A 24,173-nucleotide genomic window follows, 5' to 3' on the forward strand; every position below is an offset into this window, starting at 1 on the left:
TCTCATGTCCTACGCCTCACGCCTTGTGCAGGGCGTCCTCCACGGCGACCCAGGCCAGCATCGCGCACTTCACCCGTGCCACGTACCGCGAGACGCCGCCGAGAGCTGCGACATCACCGAGCAGCTCCTCATCCGGCTCGATCTTGCCGCGGGAGCGCATCGCCTCGCGGAAGGCCGCGATGCGGACCTCCAGCTCGTCGACCGTCAGCCCCTCGGCGAGCTCGGCGAGAAGCGACGCGGATGCCTGCGAGATGGCGCAGCCGTGCCCCTCCCACGCGATCGCCTCGATACTTCCATCACCGGCGCGATGCACCTGCAGCGTGACCTCGTCGCCGCAGGTCGGGTTCACCTGGTGCGACTGCGCCGCGATCTCGCCGCGGAGTCCGAATCCGTGCGGGGTGCGGGAGTGATCGAGGATGAGTTCCTGGTACAGGTTCTGCAGGTCGCTCATGCGCCCCTCCGGAAGAAGTCGATGGCGCCCCGCACGCCGTCGAGCACGGCGTCGATCTCGGCATCGGTCGTGTACAGATACGTGCTCGCCCTGGTCGACGAGGTGACGCCGAGGCGTCGATGCAGCGGTTGTGCGCAGTGATGCCCGACGCGCACGGCGATGCCGCGGTCGTCGAGGAACTGGCCGAGGTCGTGGGAGTGGATGCCGTCGACGTCGAAGCTCGCGAGTCCCACCCGCGGCAGGTCGATGCCGGCGCCGAGCACGCGCACGCCGTCGATGGCGGTGAGCCCCTCGACGAGACGTGCCCCGAAGGCCGCCTCATGCGCGGCGATGCGCGGCATCCCCACAGCCGACAGGTAGTCGATCGCCGCGGCGAGCGCGACCGCCTGCGACACCCGCTGGGTGCCGGCCTCGAAGCGCTGTGGCGGCGGCAGATACGTGGCCTCGGTCGTGGTGACGGTGGTGATCATCGAGCCGCCGGTCAGGAACGGCGGCATGGCCTCGAGCAGCTCGCGGCGGCCGTAGAGTGCACCGATGCCGGTGGGCCCGAGCATCTTGTGGCCGGAGAGCACCGCGAAGTCGACGTCGAGCTCTCGGACGTCCACCGGCAGGTGAGGAGCTGACTGGCAGGCGTCGAGCACGACGAGCGCGCCGACGGCTCGCGCCAGAGCGACGAGCTGATCGACGGGGTTGATGACGCCGAGCACGTTCGACACGTGGGTGAACGCGACGAGCTTGGTGCGCTCTCCGATCAGCTCGGCGGCGATATCGAGACGCAGAGCGCCGTCGTCGTCGAGCGGGATCACCCGCAGGGTCGCCCCGGTGCGCGCCGCGAGCTCCTGCCAGGGGATCAGGTTGGCGTGGTGCTCCATCTCGGTCGTGACGATCTCGTCGCCCTCGCGCAGACGCAAGCGCTCGGCGGCCGCTCCCCCGCGCCCGAGGGAGGCGTTCGAGATCGAGTAGGCGACGAGGTTGAGCGCCTCCGTGGCGTTGGACGTCCAGACGATCTCGCCCTCGTCGGCGCCGATGAACCGTGCGACGGTGGCGCGAGCATCCTCGAAGATCTCCGTGGCCTCTGCCGCGAGCGTGTGGGCTCCGCGGTGGACGGCAGCATTGAGCGTCGTCGCGAACGCACGTTCCGCGTCGAGCACCGCGAACGGACGCTGCGAGGTGGCACCCGAGTCGAGGTACGAGAGCGGATGCCCGTTCACCTCGACCTGCAGGATCGGGAAGTCCTCGCGCAGGCGCCGCACCTCGGCATCCGTCAGGGGAGCCACGTTCAGCGGGGCGATCACGTCGGCGTCGCGAGAAGTGCTCATCCTTCTAGCTTCTCATCTGGCGCACCGAGTGGGGTCACGACCGCGGGCGCACGACGGTCAGGGAGACACGAGGATGCGCTCGACCTCGGCGACCCCGGTCGCCCCCGTGTCCGGATCGATGTAGCGCACGGTGACCTGACGCAGCCCCGGTCGGACGTCGAGCACCGACACGGGCGTGGACGCCTCGGTGAGCACCACGCTCGTCGCTGGCGCGCCGTCGACCGACACGGATACCGTCGCGCCGGCGATGCCCTGAAGCAGCAGAGCGACGTCGTCACGCGAGCCGTCGCCGTCGAGATCGGTGCGTACGAGGAACCCGTCGGAGACCTCGGCGAGCGACGGGGTCTCGAAGAAGTACGGGCCGATCGGAGCGCTGACCGTATGCTCCCCGCTGGGAGCGGCGTGGCGCACGGAGATGGACATGCCCTGATGGAGAGCCTCGACACCGGGAAGAACCGAGAATGCACCGGCGGAATCGACGACGGTGGACGCGATGGCGAGGCCGGTCTCGTCGAGGATCTCGACCTCGGCACCCGCGGCGCCTGTTCCGGTGATGGCGGTGGGGGTGATCGCCGAGGGAGGGATGCTCCATTCGACCGTCACGGGAAGGACGATCGGCTCCTCGACCGGGACCGCCGGAGGCAGGAACTGCGGCTGCGACCGGGATCCGGGTGGCGTCGTCGCAGCCGCCACCTCTTGGGGCGCCGGAGGAGCGACGATCGGATCGGTGTCGAGCTCGGTGACCGGCTCGGCTTCGGCGATGGGATCGGGCGATTCGGGCATCACCGGCGACACGGCAGCCGGCGGCGCCCCCGGATCCTCAGCGTGGGTCGGCTCCGCGATCGGAGCCGGCGACTCGACGACGAGCGCGGCCGAGGACGACGCCTCGGCACCGGGGATCGCCTCCGGGGAGAGCTGGGCGGCGACGGCCATCACCGCGACGGCGACTGTCGCCACTGCGACCACCCCGCCGACGAGCAGCCAGGGCGCGGCGGCCCCCTTGGGCAGGATGCCGGCGGAGACGGCTGCCATGACGGGCGCCGGCGTCGCAGCGGAGTACGCCGCCGCCGCAGTGCCGCCGATGATCGCCGGCAGCAGCAGCGCGCGCAGCTTCGAAGATGCCTGGGCGACCTCCGTGCTCGCCATCGTGCAGCGGCGGCATCCCTCGAGATGCGCCTCGAACCGCGTCCGATCGGCGCGTGAGACCTGCCGTCTGCGCCCCTGGGCGACGATGCGCTCGCAGGCCCACCGGCATTCCGCGTCGCGCCCGGGTTCTTTGATGTGCGCATGCAGCCAGGCGACCTTGAATCCCTCTCGGGCTCGTGAGGCCAGCACCGAGACGGCGTTCGGAGTCATGCCCATCAGCGGTGCGATCTCGCGCGGCTTCATGCCCTCGACCTCGAGGTACCAGAGCAGGGTGCGCCAGCGCTCCGGCATGTTCTGGAACGCCGTCGTGAGCAGCGCCTTGTCGGAGAGGATGTCGAGAGAGTCCTCGGAGTCGTCGAGGGGCAGCTCGTCGAGGTACTCGAGGGTCAGGTCCTTCTGCTTGCCGCCCCAGGTCGCTGCGGCGCTGCGCACAGCGGCGAAGAGGTAGGGCCGGAACGCCTCCGTGGGACCCCCTCCGTTGCGGATCGCGCTGAAGGTCTTCGCGAAGGCCTCGCTGACCAGGTCCTCCGGGTCGATCGAGCTCGTGATGGCCCTGGCGGCGCGCAGCGCAGCCGGAGAATGGCGATCCCAGAGCATCCCGTACGCCCGGTTGTCGCCGTCGCGGGTGGCGAGCACGAGATCGTCGTCGCTCGTATCCGGGTCGAGGCGTGCACGGACGACGGTCGGCGGCAGCACGGTCATGATCGCGCTCCGCGCTCTCGCGCGCGCCGCGCGGGGCGTCTGCTGAGGATCCGGACGACGCTCACTGCGCCGCCTCGATCGCCGAGACGGCGGCTTCGAGACGCAGAGCCGTCGAGTCCACGAGTGTGCACGGCATCTCGTCGACACGAGTCACCCCGAGGAAGCCCATGACCGTGAGGAGCTCGTCGTGGAGCACCTCGAACGCGCGCTCGACACCGGATCGGGCTCCTGCCGCCAGCCCCAGCGCGAACGGTCGGCCCGCCGCCGCAGCATCGGCACCGAGCAGGAGCGCCTTCGCGATGTCGGAACCACGCCGGATCCCGCCGTCGACGATCACGGCTGCGCGTCCGTCGACCGCGTCGACGACCCCCGGAAGGGCCTCGATCGTGGCTTGCTGACCGTCGAACTGACGGCCGCCGTGGTTCGAGACGAAGACTCCGTCTGCGCCGTGCTCGATGGCGAGGCGGGCATCCTCGGGCGTCATGATGCCCTTGACGACGATGTTGCCCGTCCAGCTGCCGCGCAGCCGGGAGATGTCGTCCCACGTCGCCGTCTGATTCTCGTTGCGCTCCATCCAGGCCTCCATCTCGCGCATGCGGATGGCTCGCCCGTCGACGCGGTAGTTGCCCCACGTCATCGACCGACCGAGCAGCCATCGCATCACCCAGCCCGGATGCAATGCTGTGTTCACGACATCGCGGAGGGGCGGTCGTGGCGGCATGCCCGTGCCATGACGCAGGTCGCGGTCGCGCTTGCTCGACACGGCGACGTCACCGGCGATGACCAGGGTGTCGACCCCGAGAGCCTGCGCCCGGTCGATGTGACGGCGGGTCTCCTCCGCATCGTTCCAGAAGGCGATCTGCGCCCACACCCGCTTCGGGGCGGCATCCGTCACCTCTTCGAGCGAGCAGCCGGACCAGGGGCTGTGCACGAACACACTGCCTGCGGTCGCGGCTGCCCGCGCGATGGCCACGTCGGCGTCGGGGTGGCACACCGTCAGAAGACCCATGGGGGACACGACCAGGGGAAGGTCGAGTCGGGTTCCGAGGATGCTGGTCGCCGCGTGGCGCTGCGAGGTGTCGACGAGCACCCGCTGGGGAAGCAGATGTGCGTCGAGAGCCTCGCGGTTCCGTCGAAGGGTGAGCTCGTCGAGAGCTCCTCCCTCGACGAAGTCGAAGACCATCGCCGGCAGGCGTCGGCGAGCACGGATCCTGAGGTCATCGATGCTGTGGATGTTGCGCACGTCATGCTCCTGTGAGGTGTGGATGTCAGTGCAGGATTCGGGAGAGGAAGGCCTGGGTGCGCTCGTGCTGAGGACGTGCGAGCACGTCTTCAGGCGATCCGCTCTCCACGACGACACCGCCGGCCATGAAGACGACCTGATCACTGACCTCGCGAGCGAAGCCGAGCTCGTGTGTGACGACCATCATGGTCATCCCCTCTGCGGCGAGATCCCGCATGACGGCGAGGACCTCGCCGACCAGTTCGGGGTCGAGTGCCGAGGTCGGCTCGTCGAACAGCATCAGCTTCGGCTTCATGGCCAGAGCCCGCGCGATCGCGATGCGCTGCTGCTGTCCTCCGGAGAGCTCCTGCGGGTACGACGGCGCCTTGTCGGCGAGGCCGACACGCTCGAGCAGCACCATAGCCTCGGCGACGACCTCTGCTCGGGGACGCCCGAGGACCTGTGTCGGCCCTTCGATCACGTTCTCCAGCACCGTGCGGTGCGGAAAGAGGTTGAAGCGCTGGAACACCATGCCGGTATGGCGCCGCGTCTTCGCGATCGCGGACTCCTTCGCCTCGATCAGCCGACCGCTGTGACGGGTGGCCCCGACGAGCTCGCCGTCGACGAGGATGATCCCCGCATCGACCGTCTCGAGGCGGTTCACGCAGCGCAGCAGCGTCGTCTTGCCCGACCCGCTGGGGCCGATCAGACAGGTCACTGAGCCTGTGGGAATCTGCAGCGACACGTCTTCGAGCACGGTGTTGTGACCGAAGGCCTTGCGCACTCCGCGGATCTCGACCATGTTGCGCGTCATGCGACCGGCTCCTTCGACTTCTTGACGCGGGCTGCCCGACGTGGGGTGAAACCCCGGCCGTAACGCTCTTCGAGTCGGGACTGCACGATGCTGAGGACCGTGGTCAGCACGAGGTACCAGATGCACGCGACGAGCAGCAGCGGGATCACCTCGTAGTTGAGCGAGTAGATGGACTGCACTGCGTAGAGGAGATCGGAGATCGCGAGCACGCTCACCAGCGATGTGCCCTTGAGCATCGAGATGACCTGGTTGCCTGTCGGCGGGATCACCACCCGCATCGCCTGAGGCAGGACGACGCGGCGGAGCACCTTCGACCGCGTCATGCCGAGTGCCCGCCCGGCGTCCAGCTGCCCCTCATCGACCGACGAGATCCCGCTGCGGATGATCTCGGCCATATAGGCGGCCTCGTTCAGGGACAGACCGAGCAGGGCAGCGCCCAGCGGTGTGATCAGGACGTTGGCCGAGCCCAGCACGATGCTCGGCCCGCCGAACGGCAGCCCGAAGGCGATGACCGGGTAGAGAGCGGCGATGTTGTACCAGAAGATGAGCTGCACCAGGAGCGGGGTGCCCCGGAAGAACCAGACGTAGGCGCCGCTCACGCCGGCGAACACGGGGTTGCCCGAGACGCGCATGATGGCGAGCACCACACCGAGGACGATGCCGGCCGTCATCGAGACGACCGTGAGCACGAGTGTGAGCAGCATGCCCTGCAGCACCTGCGGATCGAAGAGATAGGCGCCGACGACCGTCCAGCCGAACCGGGGGTTGGTGGCGACGTCGATCAGGAAGAACGCCACGAACAGGCAGAGGAGCACACCGCCGATGAGGACGCCGAAGCGGCGCCTCTTGTGCACCTCCAGCGACGTGAGCGTGCGCTGCAGCCCAGTCACGTCTCCGGCGGGCTCTCCCGCCGAGGAGGCGCCCTGCTCGATGATGGCCATGGTGATCAGCCCTGCGCCGCGTTGACGCGGGCTTCAGTGATCGCCATCGACTCGAGACCGTAATCGGCGAGCAGCTCCTCGTATTCCGGAGAGGCGACGATGACGGCCATCGCCTCGGCGATCGCGTCGAGGGTGCCGGCGTCATGCGGGATCCCCACGGCCACGGGGGCGAAATCGTTCTCGTCGCCGACCTCGAGCTTCGAGTCCTGCGAGACCGCGTAGCCGAGGATCGGAGAATCCGCGTAGACGACGTCGGCTCGGTCGCTGAGAAGTGCGGAGACGGCCTGTCGGGTGTCCTGGAACTGCAGGATCTCCAGCGGCTTCTCGCCCGCGTCCTCGCACGCCTGGTCGAACCCCGGCACGTTGACCGTGAGCTGGTAAGAGCCCTTGAGCACGGCCACGCGCTTGCCGCACAGCCCGTCGAAGGCGAGTCTCTGCGGATTGCCCGTCGGTACGGCGAGCGCGCTGCCCATCTGCACGTAGTCGACGAAGTCGAGCTGCTCCATGCGCTCTTCGGTCGGCGTCATCGACGACACCGTGAGGTCGTACCGACCGGCGCTCATGCCCGGGATGATCGTGTCGAACGTGGTCACCTCGATGTCGAGGTCGAGACCGAGGGCGCCGGCGAGAAGGCGGGCGATGTCGGGGTTGATCCCGGTCATGTCCTGGGTGCCCTCGCGGTAGAACTGGGTCGGAGGTTCGTTGGTCGGGATCGCCACCCGGAGGGTTCCGCCGTCCTTCAGCTCGTCCGGCAGCAGCGCAACGGCATCCGCCACGGGGTCCATGGTGATCTCGTCGGCGCTCGGCGCCGGGTCTGCCTGCGCGGTGCAGCCGCCGAGGAGGATGGCCACGCCGGCGGCGGCGAGGGCCGCCGCTGAGCGGCGTCGAAGATCGTGAGTGCTGTTCATGTGAGCGTCCTCTGTGAGGGGGCGACGTTGCCCGGAATCCATCTGCGCGTGTGACGTGCGAGAAGAGGAGATGGTCGGATATCTCGCGAGGTGCCCCGTCGACCTCGTACTCTCAGTCTTGCGGGGAACCGATCTGACCGATATGTGAGTTCCTCCGTCAGTTGCTCTTCCTGAATGGAGAAGATTCCATGTCCATACCTTCGGAGCCCGGTGATTCGGGAGCCCCGACGCTGCGAGAGGCGATCCTCGTCGCAGACGGCTCCCTCTCCACCCGCACCGGCGACTCCGATGCGGAGACGACGGCCTTCAGCGGCGTGGACTTCTACGACCCCGCTCTCGGCGTGACGGAGTATCGCGATCAGATCGTGCTCGGAGCAGGAGTGCCGGAGGCAGAGCTGCCCGCGCTCGCCGTACAGCTCGCTGCGGCAGGTGCAGCGGCACTGATCGTCCGCCGAGCGCAGCCGGTCGACATCTCGAGCGAGGCTCCCGAGTGGGCACTGGCGCTGCCCCTGCTCCACCACATCGAGGGCGACTGGGCGCAGCTCGCCACGGTGCTTCGCTCGCTTCTCGGCCCGCACTCTGTCGGCCACGTGACGGGCGTACGCCTCGGCGACCTGTTCGGCCTCGCGAACGCGCTCGCCACGCTGTCGGAGGGTGCGGTGAGCGTCGTCGACTCCACCGGTCAGGTCGTGGGGTATTCGACCCACAGCGAGCAGCCGATCGACGACATCCGGCGCCGCACGACGCTTCTGCTGCAGGAGGAGATCCCCCTCTCCTCCGACATGGACTACCAGTCGCTGCTCCGCGCTCCCGATGCTCGGCACTTCCCTTCGGAGACAGACCAGTTCGGTCGGGTCGGCATCGCTGTGCGGGCGTCCGGGGAGCTTCTGGGATCGATCTGGGTGATCCAGGTCGACCCGTCGCTCGCCCCTCGCACGAAGGTCCTGCTCGAAGAGATGGAACCGATCGCCGCGCAGCACCTCCTTCGTGCGCGAGAGGACGCCGCGGATCGGGACCAGCGCAACTCTGGCCTGCTCCGCACGCTGCTCGAGGACGACCGGCACGCCCGCAGCGCGGCGTCGCAGCTGCTCATCCGCCCGGAGGCCGGCTGCACGATCGTGTGCTTCCGCGTCGACACCTTCGACCAGGTCGAGGCGATGCGCGGCCTGCATCGTCTGCTGCATCTGGCGATCAGTGTGTCCAGCGCCGCCTTCCCCGGATCCCACAGCGCGGTGATCGGGACCCAGGTCGTGACACTGATCCCCGGCTCGATCGCCGCACGAGCGCATACGTTCGCACACTCGGTCATCCGGACGGACACCGCGCTGATCGCCGGCATCGGCACCCGTGCGTACGACGTGAACGGCATCGCCCGCTCGCATCGTGAGGCCGGCGCGACCGCCGGAGTCCTGATGAGCTCCCCGATCGCCGACGACCGCCACCGGCAGACCCGGATCGCCACGTTCGACGAGATGCGAGACCGGCTCGCCATCCTTCAGGTCACCGACCTGATCGAGGGCCTCGACGCCGCCGTCGGCGACTCCGCGAGCATCCTGGCCGAGCACGATGCCGCACAGGGCACCGACCTGTCGCGGACCATGCGCATCTACCTCGACAACCTCGGCAGCGTGCGAGAGACCGCCGCCGCACTGCACGTTCACCAGAACACCGTGCGATATCGGCTCGATGTGGTGCGCAACGACCTGGGCATCGATCTGGATTCGCCGGACACCCGGTTGTGGCTGTGGTTGCGCCTGTCGGTCGCCTCCCGCTCGTCGCGCTGAGCACTCATCCGACATCCGGGGGAATCACCGCCTCCGCGGCGGCGCGTGCCGCGCCCTCGTCGTCGCCCCGCTCCGGTGCCAGGGGATCCTGCTCGATCGGCTCGGTGATGAGGGAGTCTTCCGACTCCTCGGACAGCGAGTCGACCGCCGGCGGACCGGCCGACGCCCTCGGTGACGATGTCGGCTGCGGCGACGGGATCGTCGGGTCCGGCTGCCACGGGAGCTTCGGCGGAGTCGGCGTCGGCGTCGGCGTCGGGCGCGTTGTTGCGGAAGATGCCGAGGGCGCCTCGGTCGGGACTGATGTGCCGTCTGTGTCCACGGAATCGGACCGGACTTCGACGGTCAGCAGTCGCTTGGCGCCGGGGCTCGGGAGCGTCCCGCGGATAGCGGGATCGGTCGCACGCGACGCCTCCTCCTCCTCGGCATCCGCCTGCGCCTGATCATCCAAGGGCGCGGATGCCTCGACGTTCGACGAGACGTCTGCGTGTCCGCTGACGTCGGGGAGACTCAACACGCTCCCGGCGAAGACGACCGTCCCGATCACGGCGACGGTCGTGGCGGCCAGAGCCGCGAGCCCGCTCATCGTCAGGGAGGCGGGCGAGCCGGCGTGAGCGGCTGTTCCCACGCTCGCGGCACCGGTCATCACGGGGATCACCGGTGCGAGCGCGGCCGCGTCCGTCCCCACGTGCTCGAACCGGGCTCCGAGGCCACTCGCGTCGTCGGGCACCACATCGGCGGCGACCGACGGCGCATCCGTCGCCGCGTAGAGTCCCGCCGCGACACCGCCGAGCAACGCCGCGGGCAGGATCGACCGGAGCCTCTGCGAGACCGTGTCGATCTCCGCCGCGACGACCTGACACCCTCGGCAACTGCCCATATGGGCACGGAAACGTGCGATGTCATCGCCCCGCACCGGACGCTCACGCTGCGACACGATCCGTTCGCAGAACCAGCGGCAGTCCTCGGATCGAGAGGGATCGTGGATGTGCGCCTGCAGCCATGCCCGGCGAAAACTGTCGCGTGCACGGAGCGCGAGCGCTGACACCGCGTTGGGGGTGATTCCCATGAGGGGCGCGAGTTCTCGCGGCTTCATTCCCTCGACCTCGAGGTACCACAGCAGCGTCCGGTGCCTCGCAGACAGCTTGCCGAACACCTCGGCGACGCTCGACCGCTCCGAGATCCGCTCGATCGGGTCGCCGATGTCGGACGCGAGGTCCTGCTCGGAGATCACCTCGATCGACAGCATCCCGGATCCACGCGACCATCGCGCGGCGGTGTTGCGCAGAGTGGCGAGGAGGTACGGACGGAAGGCGTCGCTCGGCCCGCCGCCGGCCTTGGTCACGCGCAGGATCGACGCGAAGGCCTCGCTCACGAGGTCGTCGGGGTCCGCCGACGGAGAGATCGCACGCGCAGCCCGACGAGCGGCGTCGACGTGACGCCTCCAGAGGAGTGCGAAGTCCCCGATGTCCCCACCCCGCACCGCACCGATGATCTGCTCGTCGGAAGGCTCGACCGACGCGGCGTCGTCGCTGTCGAGTGGCGCGGCGGGATTCATGCTGCTCCGTGTGTGAGGGGACTCTCGACGTCACGAGACGTCGGAGCCGGCGTCGAGCGCGACGACGCGTGTGCGTGTGTCGAGTTGCCCGTGAGATCGCGGATCCGTGTCTCAGGACAGGGCCGCGATCGGGCGCGTCTCTGACGCGCCCGCGTCAGGTCGGTGCCGGATGAGGGACGAGGCGTTGGGGGTGCCTCGTCCCTTCGACTCTCGTAAGGGTCGATTCCGCGGTGCGTGAGTCGGCCGGGGAGGCGTCGATTCTCGCGAAGCGGAGCGTCGGGCGGGAGTCCGACGCAAGGCCGATGGCCATACCTACAAGACCCTGACGGGAGACGATCGTGACGAACGCGCCCGGAACAGGCGTACACGGAGGGCATCAGCCGGCGTTCGGCAGGGATTCCACCGGCGCGAGCGCCAGGAAGCGCATCTTGTTCTCGCCGTAGAAGCAGGTCTGGACCATGAACTCTCCGGACATGCCGACCAGCTCTTCGACGTTCGACCATTTCGGCGTGTGTCGCTCTTCGACGACCTCATAGACGATGTCGGAGCCTGCCACCATGACCCGTTGACCGATCTCCCAGCCCAGGATGACGTCTCCCCCGCAGTTGTTGTGCGCCGCGAACAGGGGCAGGACCTCATCGACCCGATAGCTGACCATCTCGGTGAACGTGCCGTCGCAGTGGTCGAGCTCGACCATGCCGCCTGCGGCACCGAGCCTGATCATCGGCAGCTCGTCAGGTGCGACGATCTGATGCAACTGCTTCTGCACGGCGACCTTGACGTCACCGGTCACCTTGTCGACGAGTTCGGGGGCGAAGGTCGACGCGGCGAGGAACGCGGCCCCGAGGCCGACCAGCGCGATACTGCAGCCCAGCAAACCGACCCGCCGTCGGCGGCGCCGGCGGTGGGGGGCGGGGGACGACTCGGAGCCCGCTCCTGGCTTCATGCCGTCCTCGACGCGGCGTTCCTCGATCCCGGCCGTCATGACGAGGGCGTCCGGTCGAGGTGAGTCGAGCGCCGCGGAGAGCGACGGTGATCACGGGAGCGGCGCCGAGAGCTGCTGCGATCGCGTGCTCGGCGCGGCTTGACGACGAGGAAGGTGAGCACCGGAACCGCGATGACGAGCAGCGCCCACCACGGCAGGCCGGCAGGGCCCGTCGCATCCTCGATCGTGGTGATGGCCGTGTCATCCGACGGCGCGTCGATGCGTTCGGCACGCACCAGAAGACGATGCGTGTTGACGCCTGTCGGCGTACATGTCACGAGGGTGATGTAGTCCTTGCCCGGCACCTGGCGCAGCGCCTCGGTGTCATCGGGCAGCACGGTCGTGGTCTGATCCACCTCGTAGTAGAGGTCTTCTCCGAGTGTGGTGACGACGATGACGTCGCCCTCGACGAGCTCGTCGATGTCGTCGAACAGCGTCGCCTGGACGAAGCCGTTGTGGCCCGTGAGCACCGAGTGCGTCCCGGTGCCGCCGACGGGGAGCGACGATCCGTAGAGATGTCCGACGCCGCGAGAGAGCGTCTCTTCGCTCGTTCCGTGGAAGATCGGCAGGTCGACGTGGATCTTCGGGATCCGCACGCGCGCCATCGCGTCGGTGCCCTCGGGGCTCAGCGTGTCGAAGTATGCGGCGGCGCCGTCGCCGATCGCGGTCTGCTGACCGTCCGCTCCGAGCGCGTAGGGATCACGCAACGGCCCGGTGGGCAGATTCTCGTTGTAGGCCTCCGCAGCCGCGAGCATTTCGGTGATCGCCTCGTCGGGGACCTGCTCGACCGATTGGACGTACCCGTCGACGTCGGTGTCATGGCTCCAGGCCGAGAACCACGATGCGGCGGTCGGGTACACCAGCACCACGATCCCGACGGTCGCGATGAGCATGACGATCGTCTGGCTCCATCCCCAGCGCGCACGCCGCGCGGGAACTCGCGTGGTCGGTGTCGTGCGGGCATCCGGAGCAGATGCGTCGATGAGCGTCATGCGGAACCCTCTCTGTGTGGATGTCGGTGAGAAGCGGATGCGAACGGGGTGGGAACGAATGGGCCGTGCGGGGGAAGGGACCTCAACACCTCCCCCGCACGGCCGGTCTTCGTGTTACGCCTCGATACCGGCCTTGCGGCGGCTGCGGATGGCGAGGAGCACTGCTCCGCCGAGCAGCAGAACGCCGCCGGCCAGGAACAGGGTGGTGCCGGCGCCACCGGTCAGCGGCAGCTTGAATCCGGCGTTCGACGGGACGTTGACGACCTCGAGGTCGACACCGACGGCCGTGGTGGCCGCGGTGACGGTGAACTCGATGGGAGCTGCGAGCAGCTCGAACCCGTCGGGAGCGACCATCTCAGCGAGCCAGTAGGTCTGGTAGCCGTCATCGCCGGCAGCGACAGCGGCGTTGTCGGCCCAGTCGGAGTAGCGCAGACCGGAGATCGTCACGGTGCCGTCGGCGGCCACGGCGAACTCCGTCGCTCCGCCGAGCGCGATGGCGTTGGTGCCGTCGATCGCGTCCTGCTGAGACGGGTACACCGAGAACACGGCGCCGGTCAGTGATGCTCCGGCCTTGTCGGTCTTCTCGACCGTGATGTCGCCCCACTTGGTGATGACTTCAGGGGTGACGGTGGGTCCGCCGGGCTCGCCCGGAGCGACCGTGTACGACCCGAGGTTCGGGTAGAGCACAGCCGTGTTGGCGATCTCGCCCACCGTGTTGACAGCGGCCGTGAGCACCACCTGCACCTGCGTGGCCGGGTGAGCGGCGAGCACTGCGAGGCCGGATGCGGTGAACTCCACCGTGACCGTGTTGGTGGCGGCGTCGAGGACGACCGTGTAGTCGGTCGCCGCGAGAGCGGTGCCGTCGAGCAGCGTCACTGCGGCGCTGACGTAGTCGAGCTTGGCGTCGAGCGCGTCGACCACCTTGTAGCCGTCGATGACGGCGACGTTCGGGATGTCGGTCGTGATCGTGAAGTCGATCTCGTCGCCGAGCTTGACGTCCTCGGAGTCCTCCACGGTCTTCGTGGCCTCGGTGAGAGCGTTCTTCGGGTAGACGTGCACGTCGTACAGCCAGGTGCTGTCATCGGCGGGGTCGGTGAGCGGCACGGTGACGAGGAACGGAGCGACGGCGGTCGATCCGCTTAGCGGTGCGGTCTCGACGACGAAGTACAGACCGAGGTCGAGGTTCGCGAGAGCGATCTCGCCGTTCGCATCGGTCAGCGTCTGTCCGCCGATGGCGCTGGCGGTGTAGCCGGCTGCGGTGATGTCGGCGACGCTGTCGGGAGCGAGGTCTGCGAGGTCGTTGGCGTCGATCCAGCCCTGGTTGCTGGTCAGGTCGATCGTGTCGACCTTGTAGACCGTGAAGCCCACACCGGGGAGCGGCGCCAGAGCGACGTTCTGCTCGGTGCCGTCGTTCGGGAGGCCGGTCGGCGTCTCCGGTGCCTCGAACTTGTGGATCGTCAGCGAGCCGGTCGCGTCGGGATCGACGAGGTTGGGCGTCGCCGCGCTCGCGGGTGCGGCGAGGGTCAGCGCGGCGACGCCTGCGGCAAGCAGGCCCGCTGCGACGCGGGATCCGCGCCTGTTGTTCTCGGTGTTCACTGTGTCTCTCTCTCGGTAACCAGGTCGCCCTGGAGGTCTTCGGATGGTGAGCTGATGCAGATCAGAGGTGCGGGTCTTCGGTGTCGGCGCGTGCGCTGCGGCGACGGATCCAGAGCGCGAAACCACCTGCGCCCAGCACGATCAGGGAACCGGCGAGGATGTAGGGCAGCGTGCCCGTCCCCCCGGTGGTCGGAAGTTCCATGGCGGGCACATCGTGCACGGTGATCGTCTGCCCTGCTGCGGTGACGGCCTCGTCTCCTCCGGCCGTGATGCTCACGGTGCGATCGGGATTGATGATGAACTTCACCGGTGTCGCGAGCAGGCTGAACCCGTCGGGTGCTGTCAGCTCGCTCAGCCAGTACGTGCCGGCCGGGATGCTGTCGATCTGGAACAGACCGGTCTCGACGTCGCCGATCGTGAACGGCAGTGCCGCGCCGGGCTCGCCGGCGACGTCTTCGAGCACCGCGAATGACGATCCGTCCATGCGCACCCAGGCGTCGGCGTCCGACTCCCCGACCTTCTCGATCTTGAGAGGGATCCGGAACGGTTCGATGGGCGTCTCGGTGCTGTCCTCGTTCGACCGCACCGGTCCGTTGTCGGGGTCGGTGCCCGTCGAGTAGGCGGTGTTGATGACCTTCTTCGCGTCCACGTCCTGCTGTGTGATCACGTACGGCGCGTTCGCGATGCAGTGCGCGACCTGGGTCGGCGCGATCGTCGTCGGCGTGCAGGTGACGGTGATGCTGCGCTGCGTCAGTCGGTCATCGACCACGGTGATGTTCGCGACGGTGACGTTTCCGGTGTTGGTGACGTCGAACGCGTACATGATGTGATCGCCGAGCCCGGTCACGCCGTCCTGATCGACGTCGACGACCGATGCTGTCTTGTCGAGCACGATCTTCGGGGTCCAGACAGCAGGGATGATCTCGTCGTCCGTGTCGGTGACGTTCGGTCCGACCGTCGGCGTTCCGGTCGCACGAGCGACGTTCGTCAGCGGCGCATTGTCGAGGTCGGCCTGCTGCACCACGTATGTGGCCGTGCAGGTCATCGAGGCGCCGCTGGCGAGCGTGGAGCCCTGGGGCGGAACGCACGACAGCGTCGTCATGTCCCCGGCGCCGGAGAAGGCGTCTTCTGTGATGCGCACATTGCTGAGGTTCGTGCTGAGCGTCGTGTTGGTCGGCGCCTTGGGCGTCGTGTTGGTCGCCACGAATGAGTAGGTGATGACGTCGCCGACTTTGGTGAAGACCTTGTCCGGGTCGGTGTCGCTCGTCACGGCGACTCCGTTCACGGCAGTGATGCGCTTGACCAGGTCGATCGAGGGCTGGATGACCTCGAGCGAGGCGTTGGCCGGCGGGTTGAGGTTCGTGGTGATGTTCGCCGGACCGTTGACGTACGTGCCGTTGACCGTGGAGGTCACGTCGACCGTGATCGTGCACGAGGCCTGACCGAGGGCGAGATCGCCGCCGGTGATGCCGACCGACGTTCCGCCGGCGGGCGCCGTCACCGCGTAAGCCGCGCCGGTGCGCTGGGTGCAGGTGCCGCCGACGTTCGGCACGGCGGCGATCCTCAGGTTCGCCGGGAGCGCGTCCGTGATGAACCAGTCGTTCTTGGCCATCAGGTCGGTGGTGTTGGTGACCGTCAACGTCATCTTCGACGTGGTGCCGTTGAGGATCAGCGTCGGGCTGAAGGCCTTGTCGAGCTGGGGCGTGACGTCGACGATCTGCGGGAGGTCGAAGGCGACGTCATTGCCTGCACCCGTGGCGGTCGCGTTGTTGAGCATCAGGCCGAGGTTCGGCGTGGTTCCGGTGGGCACCTGATAGGCGGCCGACTGCAGCTTCGCGATCTGCGTCTCCCAGACCGTGTTGTTCGTGCAGGGGTTCAGTCCGGTGCTCAGTGTGATCGGGCTGCCGTTCACGATGAGACTGAAGGTCTCCTTGGGCTGGTTGGCACCGCCCGCCGCCGGACAGTTGACCGCGGCGAAGTAGGCGGAGACCGCATAGTAGTGGCCGCCGATCGCGGGGATCGTGTTCACCGTGCGGAACTGAGTGCCTGCGGCGATGGCTCCGTTGGTTGCGTTGGTGTAGGAGGTCAGCACCTGGTTGGTCGCGGCCTGCGTCGTGGTCTGGCCCTGCGCCACCCCGAGCGCACGAGCCATCTGCTGCAGGGTGGTCCATGTCGTGCTGACGTTGTTGAGGCAGCCCAGGTCGGTGATGGGGGCGGTCGGAGTCGCACCGCTCATGATCCAGCCGTTGCACTGGTTGCCGGCCGGCGTGTACTGAGCGGAGGCCGTGTAGGTGGAGTTCGCCGCGGCCACGCCACCCGTGTAGTTCAGGATGCTGATCGGCAGCAGCGACGCGTTCTGGTTCGAGAAGTTCTCTGTGTAGACGGGCGTCCCCGCCTGCGGGGCGCCGGGAGTGCCGGGAACCGTGGCCGCAGCGGTGAGGCCGGAACTCGGGGCCAGCGTTCCTCCGGCGACGAGCACGCCGGCGACGGCGAGCACGCCGAGCAGTCGAGCGAACGCCCGTCGGCGCGGCGCGACCGCGACGCGTGCAGAGCGCCCCGTCGAGCGGTGGTGTGAGCGCATGCTCATATGTGTCCCAATTCCGGCGCACGCCGTGCGCCGGCCGCGTGCGGCGAAGCGACGACGGCGTGAGCCTGTCCCCAGAAGTGCGTGTGTATTCCCCAGTGATGTGCAGCCGAGAAAGGCCGCCCATCACATACCCAGACCCCCGCGCGGAGCTTTTATGACGGTCCCGCGAAAACTTTCTGATCCGATGCCGCAGAGCTGCCCTAGGCTCGCAGCATGTTCAGCGCCGACACTCTTCCGACCTTCGTCGTCGCGGCGTTCATCATGGTCGTGATCCCCGGGCCGACCGTGCTCTTCACCATCGGAAGGGCCATGGCCCTGGGCAGGCTCGGCGGCTTCCTGAGCATCCTGGGCACCGCGATCGGCTCGATCGTGCTCGTCGTGGCAGTCGCTCTGGGCGTCGGCACCGTGGTCGCGCAGTCGATCGTGCTCTTCACGATCGTCAAGATCCTCGGCGCCGGCTACCTCGTGTTCCTGGGGATCCAGGCGATCAGGCACCGCAAGGACGCGGCGAAGGCGATGACGGGAGCCGTGCCCAGTCGTTCAGGTCTGCGGCTGCTCGGCGAGGGCCTCGTCGTCGGTGTCACGAACCCCAAGTCGATCGCGTTCTTCCTGGCGATCCTGCCGCAGTTCGTCGATCTTCACTCGGGATCGGTGCCGATGCAGCTGCTCGTGCTCGGCGTGATCGTCGTCGCGATCGGTGTGGCGTGCGACGCGATCTGGGTGCTGCTCGCGAGCGCGGCGCGAGACTGGTTCGGTCGCTCGCCACGGCGCATCGAGGCCATGAGCGCCACCGGCGGCGGCCTCATGATCGGGCTCGGTGCGTTCCTGCTGCTCTGGAGCGAGAAGCCCTCGAGCGCCTGAGGCTCGAGATCACATGCGGGCGTAGCGCGCGCGGACCATCGAGAAGATCCCGTAGATGGCGAGTCCCGCGCCGACGATCCACAGTACGAAGCGCCCGAACGGCAGGTCGGTGAGACTGCGCAGCGCGGCATCGAGGCCCGCAGCCTTCTCCGGATCCTGCGTCCAGGCCGCCACCACGAACAGCACACCAGTGACCGCGATCGCGATGCCCTTGGCGATGTAGCCCGCGATCCCGAGGGCGACGATGCCCGGCCGCACGGGCCCGTTCGGCACGTCCATCGTCTTCTCGAACCCCCGCGTGAACCCGATGACGATGAACCCGACTCCGACACCTGCCACGCTGAGCCCCAGGACGATGAGCAGCACCACCCCACCGGGGGCGGAGAGCACCACGGCGCTGAGGGTCTGCGAGGTCTTCTCGGATTCGACCGTGCCTCCGAACGCGAAGATCAGCGCGAGCCCCGCGATCACCAGGTACGCCAGCGCGATTCCGATCAGCTTCACCCGCTGCCCCCACTTGCGTGGTTCCTTGCCCGAGGCGAGCATCCCGCTCGCGACCTGCCAGATCGCCAGCGCGATCAACGCGGCGGCGACCGCTGCGAGCAGCAGTCCTCCGATGGGGGTGGAGCGGATCTGCTCCATGGCGCCGTCCTGATCGGCATCCCCGCCGCCACCTGACGCGATCGAGATGGCGATGGCTCCGATGATGATGTGCACCACCCCGACCATCACGAACCCCGTCCGCGCCACACGGCGGAAGGCGTCGGAATGCTGGGCGGTGCGCGCGGCATCCTTCGGAGAGGAGGTCATCCGTGCAGGATATCGCCGAGTGGGGAGTCGGCGGCTGGTCAGCTCACGCGCTCGACCGGTTGACGGAGGATCGTGCGGAGCTTCGCCGGCTCGACCCGCCGGACGTCGCTGAGGTAGATCTCGTGATGCAGGCCGGTCATGCGCAGGCTGTTGTCGGGGATGAAGCGATGGTGCAGGTCGTCGAGCACCGGGGCTTCGTCATCGTAGGAGCCGATGTGCAGGGTCTGCACGCAGAGTCCCTCGTCGAGGGTCTCGAGGCGCACAGAACTCAGAGACGGGTTCACCTGCTTCTTCTTGGCCGCCTTCTGCTCGACCACAGCGACGGCGTCGGCGAACATCTCGGGCGTGACGTGGTCGGGGACCAGGATCATCAGCGTCCACAACCACGCCGACTTGTCTCGCCGCGAGGTGAACGACTCCATGTCGGGCGCGTGCCAGAGTCCTTCGAGCGGCATCACGACGGTGTCGACGCCGAGAGTCTTCCTGCTCTCGAACTTGAGCGTGTACGCCAGAGGGAAGAGTGCTGCGACCGCCTCCGAATACGCCGCCGCCGTGTTCGGGTCGCCCGCGCCGTCGATCATCAGGTACTGCATCGCCGGGACCTCGAGGATGCGGAACTCGCCCCGTGTCGCCCTGTACGCGTCGAGCGTCTTCTTCGGGTCGATCGCCATCGCCGTTCCTCTCGCTGCCAGGCACGGACCTCCGCCCGTGGCGACAGTGTCGCACGGCCGGCCGACACCGGGTGGGCGAGACGATGAGGCCCGCCCACCCGATCGCGATCACCCCTGCTCGACCGCCAACCAGAGTTCGCACGACGCATGTGTGCCGGTGAACTCGAGATACCGGACGATCGACGGCCCCGGACGCAGCCTCCAGGGGTTCGACGGGAACCAGTCGCTCGCGGTCGCGGCCCAGAGGTTCTGAAGGGTCTCGGGGAACGGGCCCGAGGCGGCGAAGACCGCCCACGAACCGGCCTCCACTCGGATGGTGTCGAGATCGTCGGGTACCGGTGCCTCCGGATCCACGGAGACGCCGTGCAGGTAGGTCAGCTCGGTGCCTTCGGGGGCGTCCGGCGCGACGTCGCCCGTGATCGCGAGGATCCCCGAGGGCTCCGCGTCGCTCAGTTGCTTCAGCCGGATGTGCTCCTCGGGTGCGATCGCCGCGATATGCGCCTGGATGTGCGGATTGACTCCGGCGTGGATGAGCGGGACTCGCGCGGCATGGCCGACGAGCACGAGCTCGGGCATGGTGGTGATGGTGACGTCCATCGGGGTGCTCCCTTCGACGCTCAGGCGGAACCGGAGCGTGGGTTGTGTACGGAGAGGACCCCCGTCCCGGCGCGCGTCGACGGGGCCGATGCCGTGCACCGCGCGGAACGCACGGCCGAACGCCTCGGATGAGCCGTAGCCGTGTCGCACCGCGACCTCGAGCACGTTCGGGGCACCCGCCGCGAGCTCGGCACCCGCGAGCGTCATGCGGCGTCGACGGATGTAGTCCGACAGTGGCATGCCCGCGAGCGCCGAGAACATCCGGCGAAGGTGATACTCGGTCGTGCCGTGCGTCCGAGCGAACCCGGCGACGTCGAGGTCCGCGCGCGAGTCGCTCTCCACGAGCTCGACCAGGGCGTTGAGCGTTCCGATCATGAGGTCCTCCTTTCCCCACCATCGTGCGCCGATCGGGGCCGCGCCACCCGATCATCCGGATCGGATGCGATCAGGTGCGCTCCCCCGGATCGGCCAGCAGCCCGGCGAAGGCGAGCTCCGCTGCTCCGATCAGCAATCGGTCGGCACCGAGGGCGGCCGGGCGGATCTCGAGACCCTCGACGCTCTCGGACATGGCGAGCGCGCCGACGTCTGCGGCGATCTGCTCGGAACGCCGATCCGCGACCGTCGCGAGGAATCCTCCCAGCACGACGAGGGTCGGATTGAGCACGTTGACGGCGTTGGCCAGGGCACTCGCGAGCACATGCGCCTGTCGTGTGATCTCGTCGGCCACCGTGGGCGACTCCGACGAGGTGAGCTCGGCGTCGAGCGTCTCGTCGTCGGCAGCATCCAGGCCCACCGCATCGAGCAGCAACCGCCTGCTCACCTCGGCCTCGAGAACGCCGTCACCGGTGCGACGGTCGCCGTCCGCCGAGATGCGTGGACGGTTCTGTCCGAACTCCCCCGCGTATCCGCCTGCGCCGGCGACCGCTCGTCCGTTGATGATCAGGCCACCGCCGATGCCGGAGGCGCCGCCGTTCAGATAGACGATGTCGTCGATCCCCCTGCCCGCTCCGTAGCGGTGCTCGGCGATCGCCCCGAGGGTGGCGTCGTTGTCGACGAAGGTCGGCGACCCCGTCGCCGACCGCACGAGATCGGCGAGCGGCACATCGGTCCACTCGAGATGGGGGGCGTTGCGCACGACTCCGTCTGACGTCCTGACGAGCCCGGGTACGGCGACCCCCACGGCCTCGATCCGCGCGCCTGCGAGAGGGCCTTCTCGCCAGGCATCGACCCGCGCCCGGATCGTGTCGGCGACGACCTCGGGTGTGGGCAGGACCTCGTTCGGCAGTCGTTCGCGAACCAGGATGCTCCGGTCGAGTCCCACGGCGGCGATCTCGATCGCATCCACCTCGGGGTTCACGGCGATCGCGACGACGCCTGCAGAAGCCGTCACGACGGGCGAAGGGCGCCCCACTCTGCCCGGTACGTCGGGCACCCGTTCCTCGACGAGCCCCCGCCTGACCAGCTCGGCCACGAGATCGGCGATCGTCGATCGGTTGAGCCCTGTCGCCTCGGTGAGCGCCGCCCGCGACTGCGCGCCCTCCTCGTGCACGAGGCGCAGGATGCGGGCGAGATTGTGCGCGCGGGTTCCCGATGCGGGACTCGGCTGTGACGGCATCCCTTCACTGTAGGGGGTGGACGCGGCTCCCGTCCTGATATATGTTGTGAATCACAACTTATTCGATGACCTGCACAGGAGCAGCCATGCCCACCCCCACTCGTGACGACAAGTTCTCCTTCGGCCTGTGGACCGTCGGCTACAACGGCGCCGACCCGTTCGGCGGCCCGACCCGACCTGCACTCGACGTCGTGCACGCCGTCGAGAAGCTCGCCGAGCTCGGCGCCTACGGTCTGACGTTCCACGACGACGACCTGTTCGCTTTCGGCTCGACCGATGCCGAGCGCCAGACCCAGATCGATCGGCTCAAGGGTGCTCTCGCTGACACCGGTCTCGTCGTGCCGATGGTGACGACCAACCTGTTCAGCGCACCGATCTTCAAGGACGGCGGCTTCACCTCGAACGACCGCGACGTGCGCCGCTACGCCCTGCGCAAGGTCTTCCGCCAGCTCGACCTCGGTGCCGAGCTCGGCGCCAAGACCTTCGTGATGTGGGGCGGCCGCGAGGGCGCCGAGTACGACTCGGCGAAGGACATCCGCCAGGCGCTGGAGCGCTACCGCGAGGCCGTGAACCTGCTCGGCGACTACGTGACCGACAGGGGCTACGACATCCGCTTCGCGATCGAGCCGAAGCCGAACGAGCCCCGCGGCGACATCCTGCTGCCGACCCTCGGCCACGCGATCGCCTTCATCGACTCGCTCGAGCGCCCTGAGCTCGTCGGCGTGAACCCCGAGGTGGGCCACGAGCAGATGGCCGGACTCAACTTCACCGCCGGCATCGCGCAGGCGCTGTTCCACGGCAAGCTCTTCCACATCGACCTCAACGGCCAGCGCGGCATCAAGTACGACCAGGACCTCGTCTTCGGTCACGGAGACCTGCACAACGCCTTCTCGCTCGTCGACCTGCTCGAGAACGGCGGCCCCGGCGGGGTGCCCGCCTATGACGGCCCCCGTCACTTCGACTACAAGCCCAGCCGCACCGAAGACGAGAAGGGCGTCTGGGACTCGGCGGCCGCGAACATGCGCACCTACCTGCTGCTGAAGGAGCGGGCGGCCGCGTTCCGCGCCGACCCCGAGGTGCAGGAGGCACTCGCCGCCGCCCGTGTCGACGAGCTCTCGACGCCGACGCTGAACGCCGGTGAGACGTACGACGACTTCCTCGCCGACCGCTCCGCCTACGAGGACTTCGACGCGGACTCCTACTTCGGCGGCAAGGGCTTCGGCTTCGTCCGACTGCAGCAGCTCGCGACCGAGCACCTGCTCGGCGCCCGCTGATCGTCATGCCACTGGTTCTCGGGGTCGATTCGTCGACCCAGTCCTGCAAGGTCGTGGTCGTGGACGCGTCGACCGGCGCGGTCGTCCGCTCCGGTCGAGCGTCGCACCCCGAGGGGACGTCGGTCGACCCCGGGGCCTGGTGGAGCGCACTGGATGCGGCGATCGCGGAGGCAGGGTCTCTCGATGACATCGCCGCCTGGTCGATCGGCGGTCAGCAGCACGGCATGGTGGCACTCGATGCATCGGGACACGTCATCCGGGATGCGCTGCTGTGGAACGACACGCGCTCGGCGGGGGCGGCCCGAGATCTGATCGACGAGATCGGCGCCGAGGAGCTGGCCTCCCGCACCGGCCTCGTGCCCGTCGCCTCGTTCACGATCACGAAGCTGCGGTGGTTGCGCGATCACGAGCCCGAGAACGCGGCTCGAGTGGCGGCGGTGGCACTGCCCCACGACTGGCTGACGTGGCGACTGCGGGGCTTCGGTCCCAACAACCCCGTGCTCGAGGAGCTCATCACGGACCGCTCCGACGCGTCCGGAACCGGATACTGGAATCCCGCGACGGGAGAGTACGACCGTGAGCTGCTGGTCGCCGCACTGGGGCACGATGCGATCCTGCCCCGGGTGCTCGCGCACGATGAGTGGACGACGGATGCCGGTGGTCGGCGCGTCGGCGCCGGAGCCGGAGACAACGCCGCCGCCGCCCTCGGGCTCGGCGCCGTGCCCGGCGACGTCGTGGTGTCGATCGGCACGTCCGGCACGGTGTGCGCGATCAGCACCACTCCACTGAGCGATGCGAGCGGAACGGTGGCCGGGTTCGCCGACGCGTCGGGCAACTTCCTGCCGCTCGTCGCGACGCTCAACGCGGCTCGGGTCGTGGACGTCACCGCCGCTCTGCTCGGAGTCACCCACAGTGAGTTCAGCGACCTCGCCCTGCAGGCGGCACCGGGAGCCGGCGGCCTGACGCTGCTCCCCTACTTCGAGGGCGAGCGCACACCGAACCTGCCGGATGCCACGGCATCCCTCTCGGGAATGACACTCGCGTCGACGACCAGGGAGAACCTCGCCCGTGCCGCGGTCGAGGGGATGCTGCGAGGGCTCGGCGCAGGCCTCGACGCGCTGCGCGACCTCGGCATCCCCTTGGAGCGCGCGTTACTGATCGGTGGCGGTGCGCAGTCCGAGGCCGTCCGTGGCATCGCGCCGGACATCCTCGGCCTGGCGGTCGAGGTGCCGAAACCCGGCGAATACGTGGCACTCGGCGCGGCGCGGCAGGCCGCGGCACTGGCCGGCTGAGGCAGCGAGCGCCCGTCCCAGGCTGCGCCTCGGGAGGAGATCTGCGCTTCG

Annotated in this window: 20 protein-coding genes; 4 read left to right on the forward strand and 16 right to left on the reverse strand. The window is 68.6% G+C overall.

Translation table 11 applies throughout. The annotated features are described in order from the left end of the window. Positions 1 to 16 precede the first annotated feature (16 nt). The 7 genes from sufU to OD997_RS17140 form a co-directional block, all read right to left on the reverse strand. Positions 17 to 451, reverse strand: a complete 435-nt coding sequence (sufU, locus tag OD997_RS17110) for a Fe-S cluster assembly sulfur transfer protein SufU (protein ID WP_434332758.1) — start codon at positions 449 to 451, stop codon at positions 17 to 19. Continuing rightward, the gene (locus OD997_RS17115; RefSeq protein WP_434332759.1) at positions 448 to 1,770 is read right to left on the reverse strand and encodes an aminotransferase class V-fold PLP-dependent enzyme; all 1,323 of its coding nucleotides are present in this window, start codon (positions 1,768 to 1,770) and stop codon (positions 448 to 450) included. The genes sufU and OD997_RS17115 overlap by 4 nt, the downstream gene beginning before the upstream one ends. Before the next feature lie 57 nt (positions 1,771 to 1,827). Beyond that, the gene (locus OD997_RS17120; protein ID WP_434332760.1) at positions 1,828 to 3,618 is read right to left on the reverse strand and encodes a sigma-70 family RNA polymerase sigma factor; all 1,791 of its coding nucleotides are present in this window, start codon (positions 3,616 to 3,618) and stop codon (positions 1,828 to 1,830) included. Between the two features lie 61 nt (positions 3,619 to 3,679). Further along, entirely contained in the window at positions 3,680 to 4,861 is a 1,182-nt protein-coding gene (locus tag OD997_RS17125; protein ID WP_434332761.1) for an alpha-hydroxy acid oxidase, read from the reverse strand. A gap of 25 nt (positions 4,862 to 4,886) precedes the next feature. Next, positions 4,887 to 5,654: an amino acid ABC transporter ATP-binding protein gene (locus tag OD997_RS17130; protein ID WP_434332762.1), complete on the reverse strand. Its 768-nt coding sequence runs from the start codon at positions 5,652 to 5,654 to the stop codon at positions 4,887 to 4,889. Further along, positions 5,651 to 6,595: an amino acid ABC transporter permease gene (locus OD997_RS17135; protein WP_434332763.1), complete on the reverse strand. Its 945-nt coding sequence runs from the start codon at positions 6,593 to 6,595 to the stop codon at positions 5,651 to 5,653. Before OD997_RS17135 ends, OD997_RS17130 begins: the two co-directional genes overlap by 4 nt. Before the next feature lie 5 nt (positions 6,596 to 6,600). Continuing rightward, the gene (locus tag OD997_RS17140; protein ID WP_434332764.1) at positions 6,601 to 7,503 is read right to left on the reverse strand and encodes a transporter substrate-binding domain-containing protein; all 903 of its coding nucleotides are present in this window, start codon (positions 7,501 to 7,503) and stop codon (positions 6,601 to 6,603) included. A gap of 188 nt (positions 7,504 to 7,691) precedes the next feature. Between OD997_RS17140 and OD997_RS17145 the strand changes: the two genes are divergently transcribed. Beyond that, positions 7,692 to 9,287 (forward strand): PucR family transcriptional regulator, encoded by a 1,596-nt coding sequence (locus OD997_RS17145; RefSeq protein ID WP_434332765.1) that lies wholly within the window; start codon positions 7,692 to 7,694, stop codon positions 9,285 to 9,287. Positions 9,288 to 9,291: 4 nt separating this feature from the next. Here OD997_RS17145 and OD997_RS17150 read toward each other — a convergent pair whose 3' ends face one another. The 5 genes from OD997_RS17150 to OD997_RS17170 form a co-directional block, all read right to left on the reverse strand. Next, positions 9,292 to 10,842 (reverse strand): sigma-70 family RNA polymerase sigma factor, encoded by a 1,551-nt coding sequence (locus tag OD997_RS17150; protein WP_434332766.1) that lies wholly within the window; start codon positions 10,840 to 10,842, stop codon positions 9,292 to 9,294. A 376-nt stretch (positions 10,843 to 11,218) separates the two neighbouring features. Further along, positions 11,219 to 11,827 (reverse strand): hypothetical protein, encoded by a 609-nt coding sequence (locus OD997_RS17155; protein ID WP_434332767.1) that lies wholly within the window; start codon positions 11,825 to 11,827, stop codon positions 11,219 to 11,221. After that, positions 11,824 to 12,819 carry a class C sortase gene (locus OD997_RS17160; protein WP_434332768.1) on the reverse strand — a complete coding sequence of 332 codons (996 nt, stop codon included), beginning with the start codon at positions 12,817 to 12,819 and terminating at the stop codon, positions 11,824 to 11,826. Before OD997_RS17160 ends, OD997_RS17155 begins: the two co-directional genes overlap by 4 nt. 114 nt (positions 12,820 to 12,933) lie before the next feature. Further along, a complete protein-coding gene (locus OD997_RS17165) occupies positions 12,934 to 14,415 on the reverse strand; it encodes a SpaH/EbpB family LPXTG-anchored major pilin (RefSeq protein WP_434332769.1) in 1,482 nt (493 codons plus the stop codon). Positions 14,416 to 14,476: 61 nt separating this feature from the next. Further along, positions 14,477 to 16,996, reverse strand: coding sequence for a DUF7507 domain-containing protein (locus OD997_RS17170; protein WP_434332770.1), 2,520 nt, complete (start codon positions 16,994 to 16,996; stop codon positions 14,477 to 14,479). Between the two features lie 219 nt (positions 16,997 to 17,215). Between OD997_RS17170 and OD997_RS17175 the strand changes: the two genes are divergently transcribed. Beyond that, a complete protein-coding gene (locus tag OD997_RS17175) occupies positions 17,216 to 17,863 on the forward strand; it encodes a LysE family translocator (RefSeq protein WP_434332771.1) in 648 nt (215 codons plus the stop codon). A 9-nt stretch (positions 17,864 to 17,872) separates the two neighbouring features. Here the strand turns inward: OD997_RS17175 and OD997_RS17180 are convergent, their stop codons facing one another. The 4 genes from OD997_RS17180 to OD997_RS17195 all read right to left on the reverse strand — a co-directional run bounded on the left by OD997_RS17180 (position 17,873) and on the right by OD997_RS17195 (position 21,556). Continuing rightward, positions 17,873 to 18,673: a DUF1206 domain-containing protein gene (locus tag OD997_RS17180; protein ID WP_434332772.1), complete on the reverse strand. Its 801-nt coding sequence runs from the start codon at positions 18,671 to 18,673 to the stop codon at positions 17,873 to 17,875. Between the two features lie 38 nt (positions 18,674 to 18,711). Next, on the reverse strand, positions 18,712 to 19,344 hold the full coding sequence (locus OD997_RS17185; protein ID WP_434332773.1) for a GyrI-like domain-containing protein: 633 nt from the start codon (positions 19,342 to 19,344) through the stop codon (positions 18,712 to 18,714). A 108-nt stretch (positions 19,345 to 19,452) separates the two neighbouring features. Then, on the reverse strand, positions 19,453 to 20,316 hold the full coding sequence (locus OD997_RS17190; protein ID WP_434332774.1) for an AraC family transcriptional regulator: 864 nt from the start codon (positions 20,314 to 20,316) through the stop codon (positions 19,453 to 19,455). A gap of 70 nt (positions 20,317 to 20,386) precedes the next feature. Then, positions 20,387 to 21,556 carry an ROK family transcriptional regulator gene (locus OD997_RS17195; RefSeq protein ID WP_434332775.1) on the reverse strand — a complete coding sequence of 390 codons (1,170 nt, stop codon included), beginning with the start codon at positions 21,554 to 21,556 and terminating at the stop codon, positions 20,387 to 20,389. Between the two features lie 86 nt (positions 21,557 to 21,642). Between OD997_RS17195 and xylA the strand changes: the two genes are divergently transcribed. Together xylA and xylB are read left to right on the forward strand one after the other, a co-directional pair. Then, positions 21,643 to 22,830, forward strand: a complete 1,188-nt coding sequence (xylA, locus tag OD997_RS17200) for a xylose isomerase (protein ID WP_434332776.1) — start codon at positions 21,643 to 21,645, stop codon at positions 22,828 to 22,830. 5 nt (positions 22,831 to 22,835) lie between these two features. Further along, positions 22,836 to 24,122, forward strand: coding sequence for a xylulokinase (xylB, locus tag OD997_RS17205; protein WP_434332777.1), 1,287 nt, complete (start codon positions 22,836 to 22,838; stop codon positions 24,120 to 24,122). The last annotated feature ends 51 nt before the right edge of the window (positions 24,123 to 24,173 follow it).

Source organism: Microbacterium sp. CGR1, assembly GCF_051062835.1.
Classification (GTDB): domain Bacteria; phylum Actinomycetota; class Actinomycetes; order Actinomycetales; family Microbacteriaceae; genus Microbacterium.

Excerpts from the sequence above, each read along its gene's own strand:
- OD997_RS17135 (WP_434332763.1), bottom strand. The coding sequence starts at position 6,595 with ATGGCCATCATCGAGCAGGGCGCCTCCTCGGCGGGAGAGCCCGCCGGA.
- xylB (WP_434332777.1), top strand. The coding sequence starts at position 22,836 with ATGCCACTGGTTCTCGGGGTCGATTCGTCGACCCAGTCCTGCAAGGTC.
- OD997_RS17115 (WP_434332759.1), bottom strand. The coding sequence starts at position 1,770 with ATGAGCACTTCTCGCGACGCCGACGTGATCGCCCCGCTGAACGTGGCT.
- OD997_RS17160 (WP_434332768.1), bottom strand. The coding sequence starts at position 12,819 with ATGACGCTCATCGACGCATCTGCTCCGGATGCCCGCACGACACCGACC.
- xylA (WP_434332776.1), top strand. The coding sequence starts at position 21,643 with ATGCCCACCCCCACTCGTGACGACAAGTTCTCCTTCGGCCTGTGGACC.
- sufU (WP_434332758.1), bottom strand. The coding sequence starts at position 451 with ATGAGCGACCTGCAGAACCTGTACCAGGAACTCATCCTCGATCACTCC.
- OD997_RS17175 (WP_434332771.1), top strand. The coding sequence starts at position 17,216 with ATGTTCAGCGCCGACACTCTTCCGACCTTCGTCGTCGCGGCGTTCATC.
- OD997_RS17190 (WP_434332774.1), bottom strand. The coding sequence starts at position 20,316 with ATGATCGGAACGCTCAACGCCCTGGTCGAGCTCGTGGAGAGCGACTCG.
- OD997_RS17145 (WP_434332765.1), top strand. The coding sequence starts at position 7,692 with ATGTCCATACCTTCGGAGCCCGGTGATTCGGGAGCCCCGACGCTGCGA.
- OD997_RS17195 (WP_434332775.1), bottom strand. The coding sequence starts at position 21,556 with ATGCCGTCACAGCCGAGTCCCGCATCGGGAACCCGCGCGCACAATCTC.
- OD997_RS17185 (WP_434332773.1), bottom strand. The coding sequence starts at position 19,344 with ATGGCGATCGACCCGAAGAAGACGCTCGACGCGTACAGGGCGACACGG.
- OD997_RS17155 (WP_434332767.1), bottom strand. The coding sequence starts at position 11,827 with ATGACGGCCGGGATCGAGGAACGCCGCGTCGAGGACGGCATGAAGCCA.
- OD997_RS17150 (WP_434332766.1), bottom strand. The coding sequence starts at position 10,842 with ATGAATCCCGCCGCGCCACTCGACAGCGACGACGCCGCGTCGGTCGAG.
- OD997_RS17140 (WP_434332764.1), bottom strand. The coding sequence starts at position 7,503 with ATGAACAGCACTCACGATCTTCGACGCCGCTCAGCGGCGGCCCTCGCC.
- OD997_RS17180 (WP_434332772.1), bottom strand. The coding sequence starts at position 18,673 with ATGACCTCCTCTCCGAAGGATGCCGCGCGCACCGCCCAGCATTCCGAC.
- OD997_RS17170 (WP_434332770.1), bottom strand. The coding sequence starts at position 16,996 with ATGCGCTCACACCACCGCTCGACGGGGCGCTCTGCACGCGTCGCGGTC.
- OD997_RS17120 (WP_434332760.1), bottom strand. The coding sequence starts at position 3,618 with ATGACCGTGCTGCCGCCGACCGTCGTCCGTGCACGCCTCGACCCGGAT.
- OD997_RS17130 (WP_434332762.1), bottom strand. The coding sequence starts at position 5,654 with ATGACGCGCAACATGGTCGAGATCCGCGGAGTGCGCAAGGCCTTCGGT.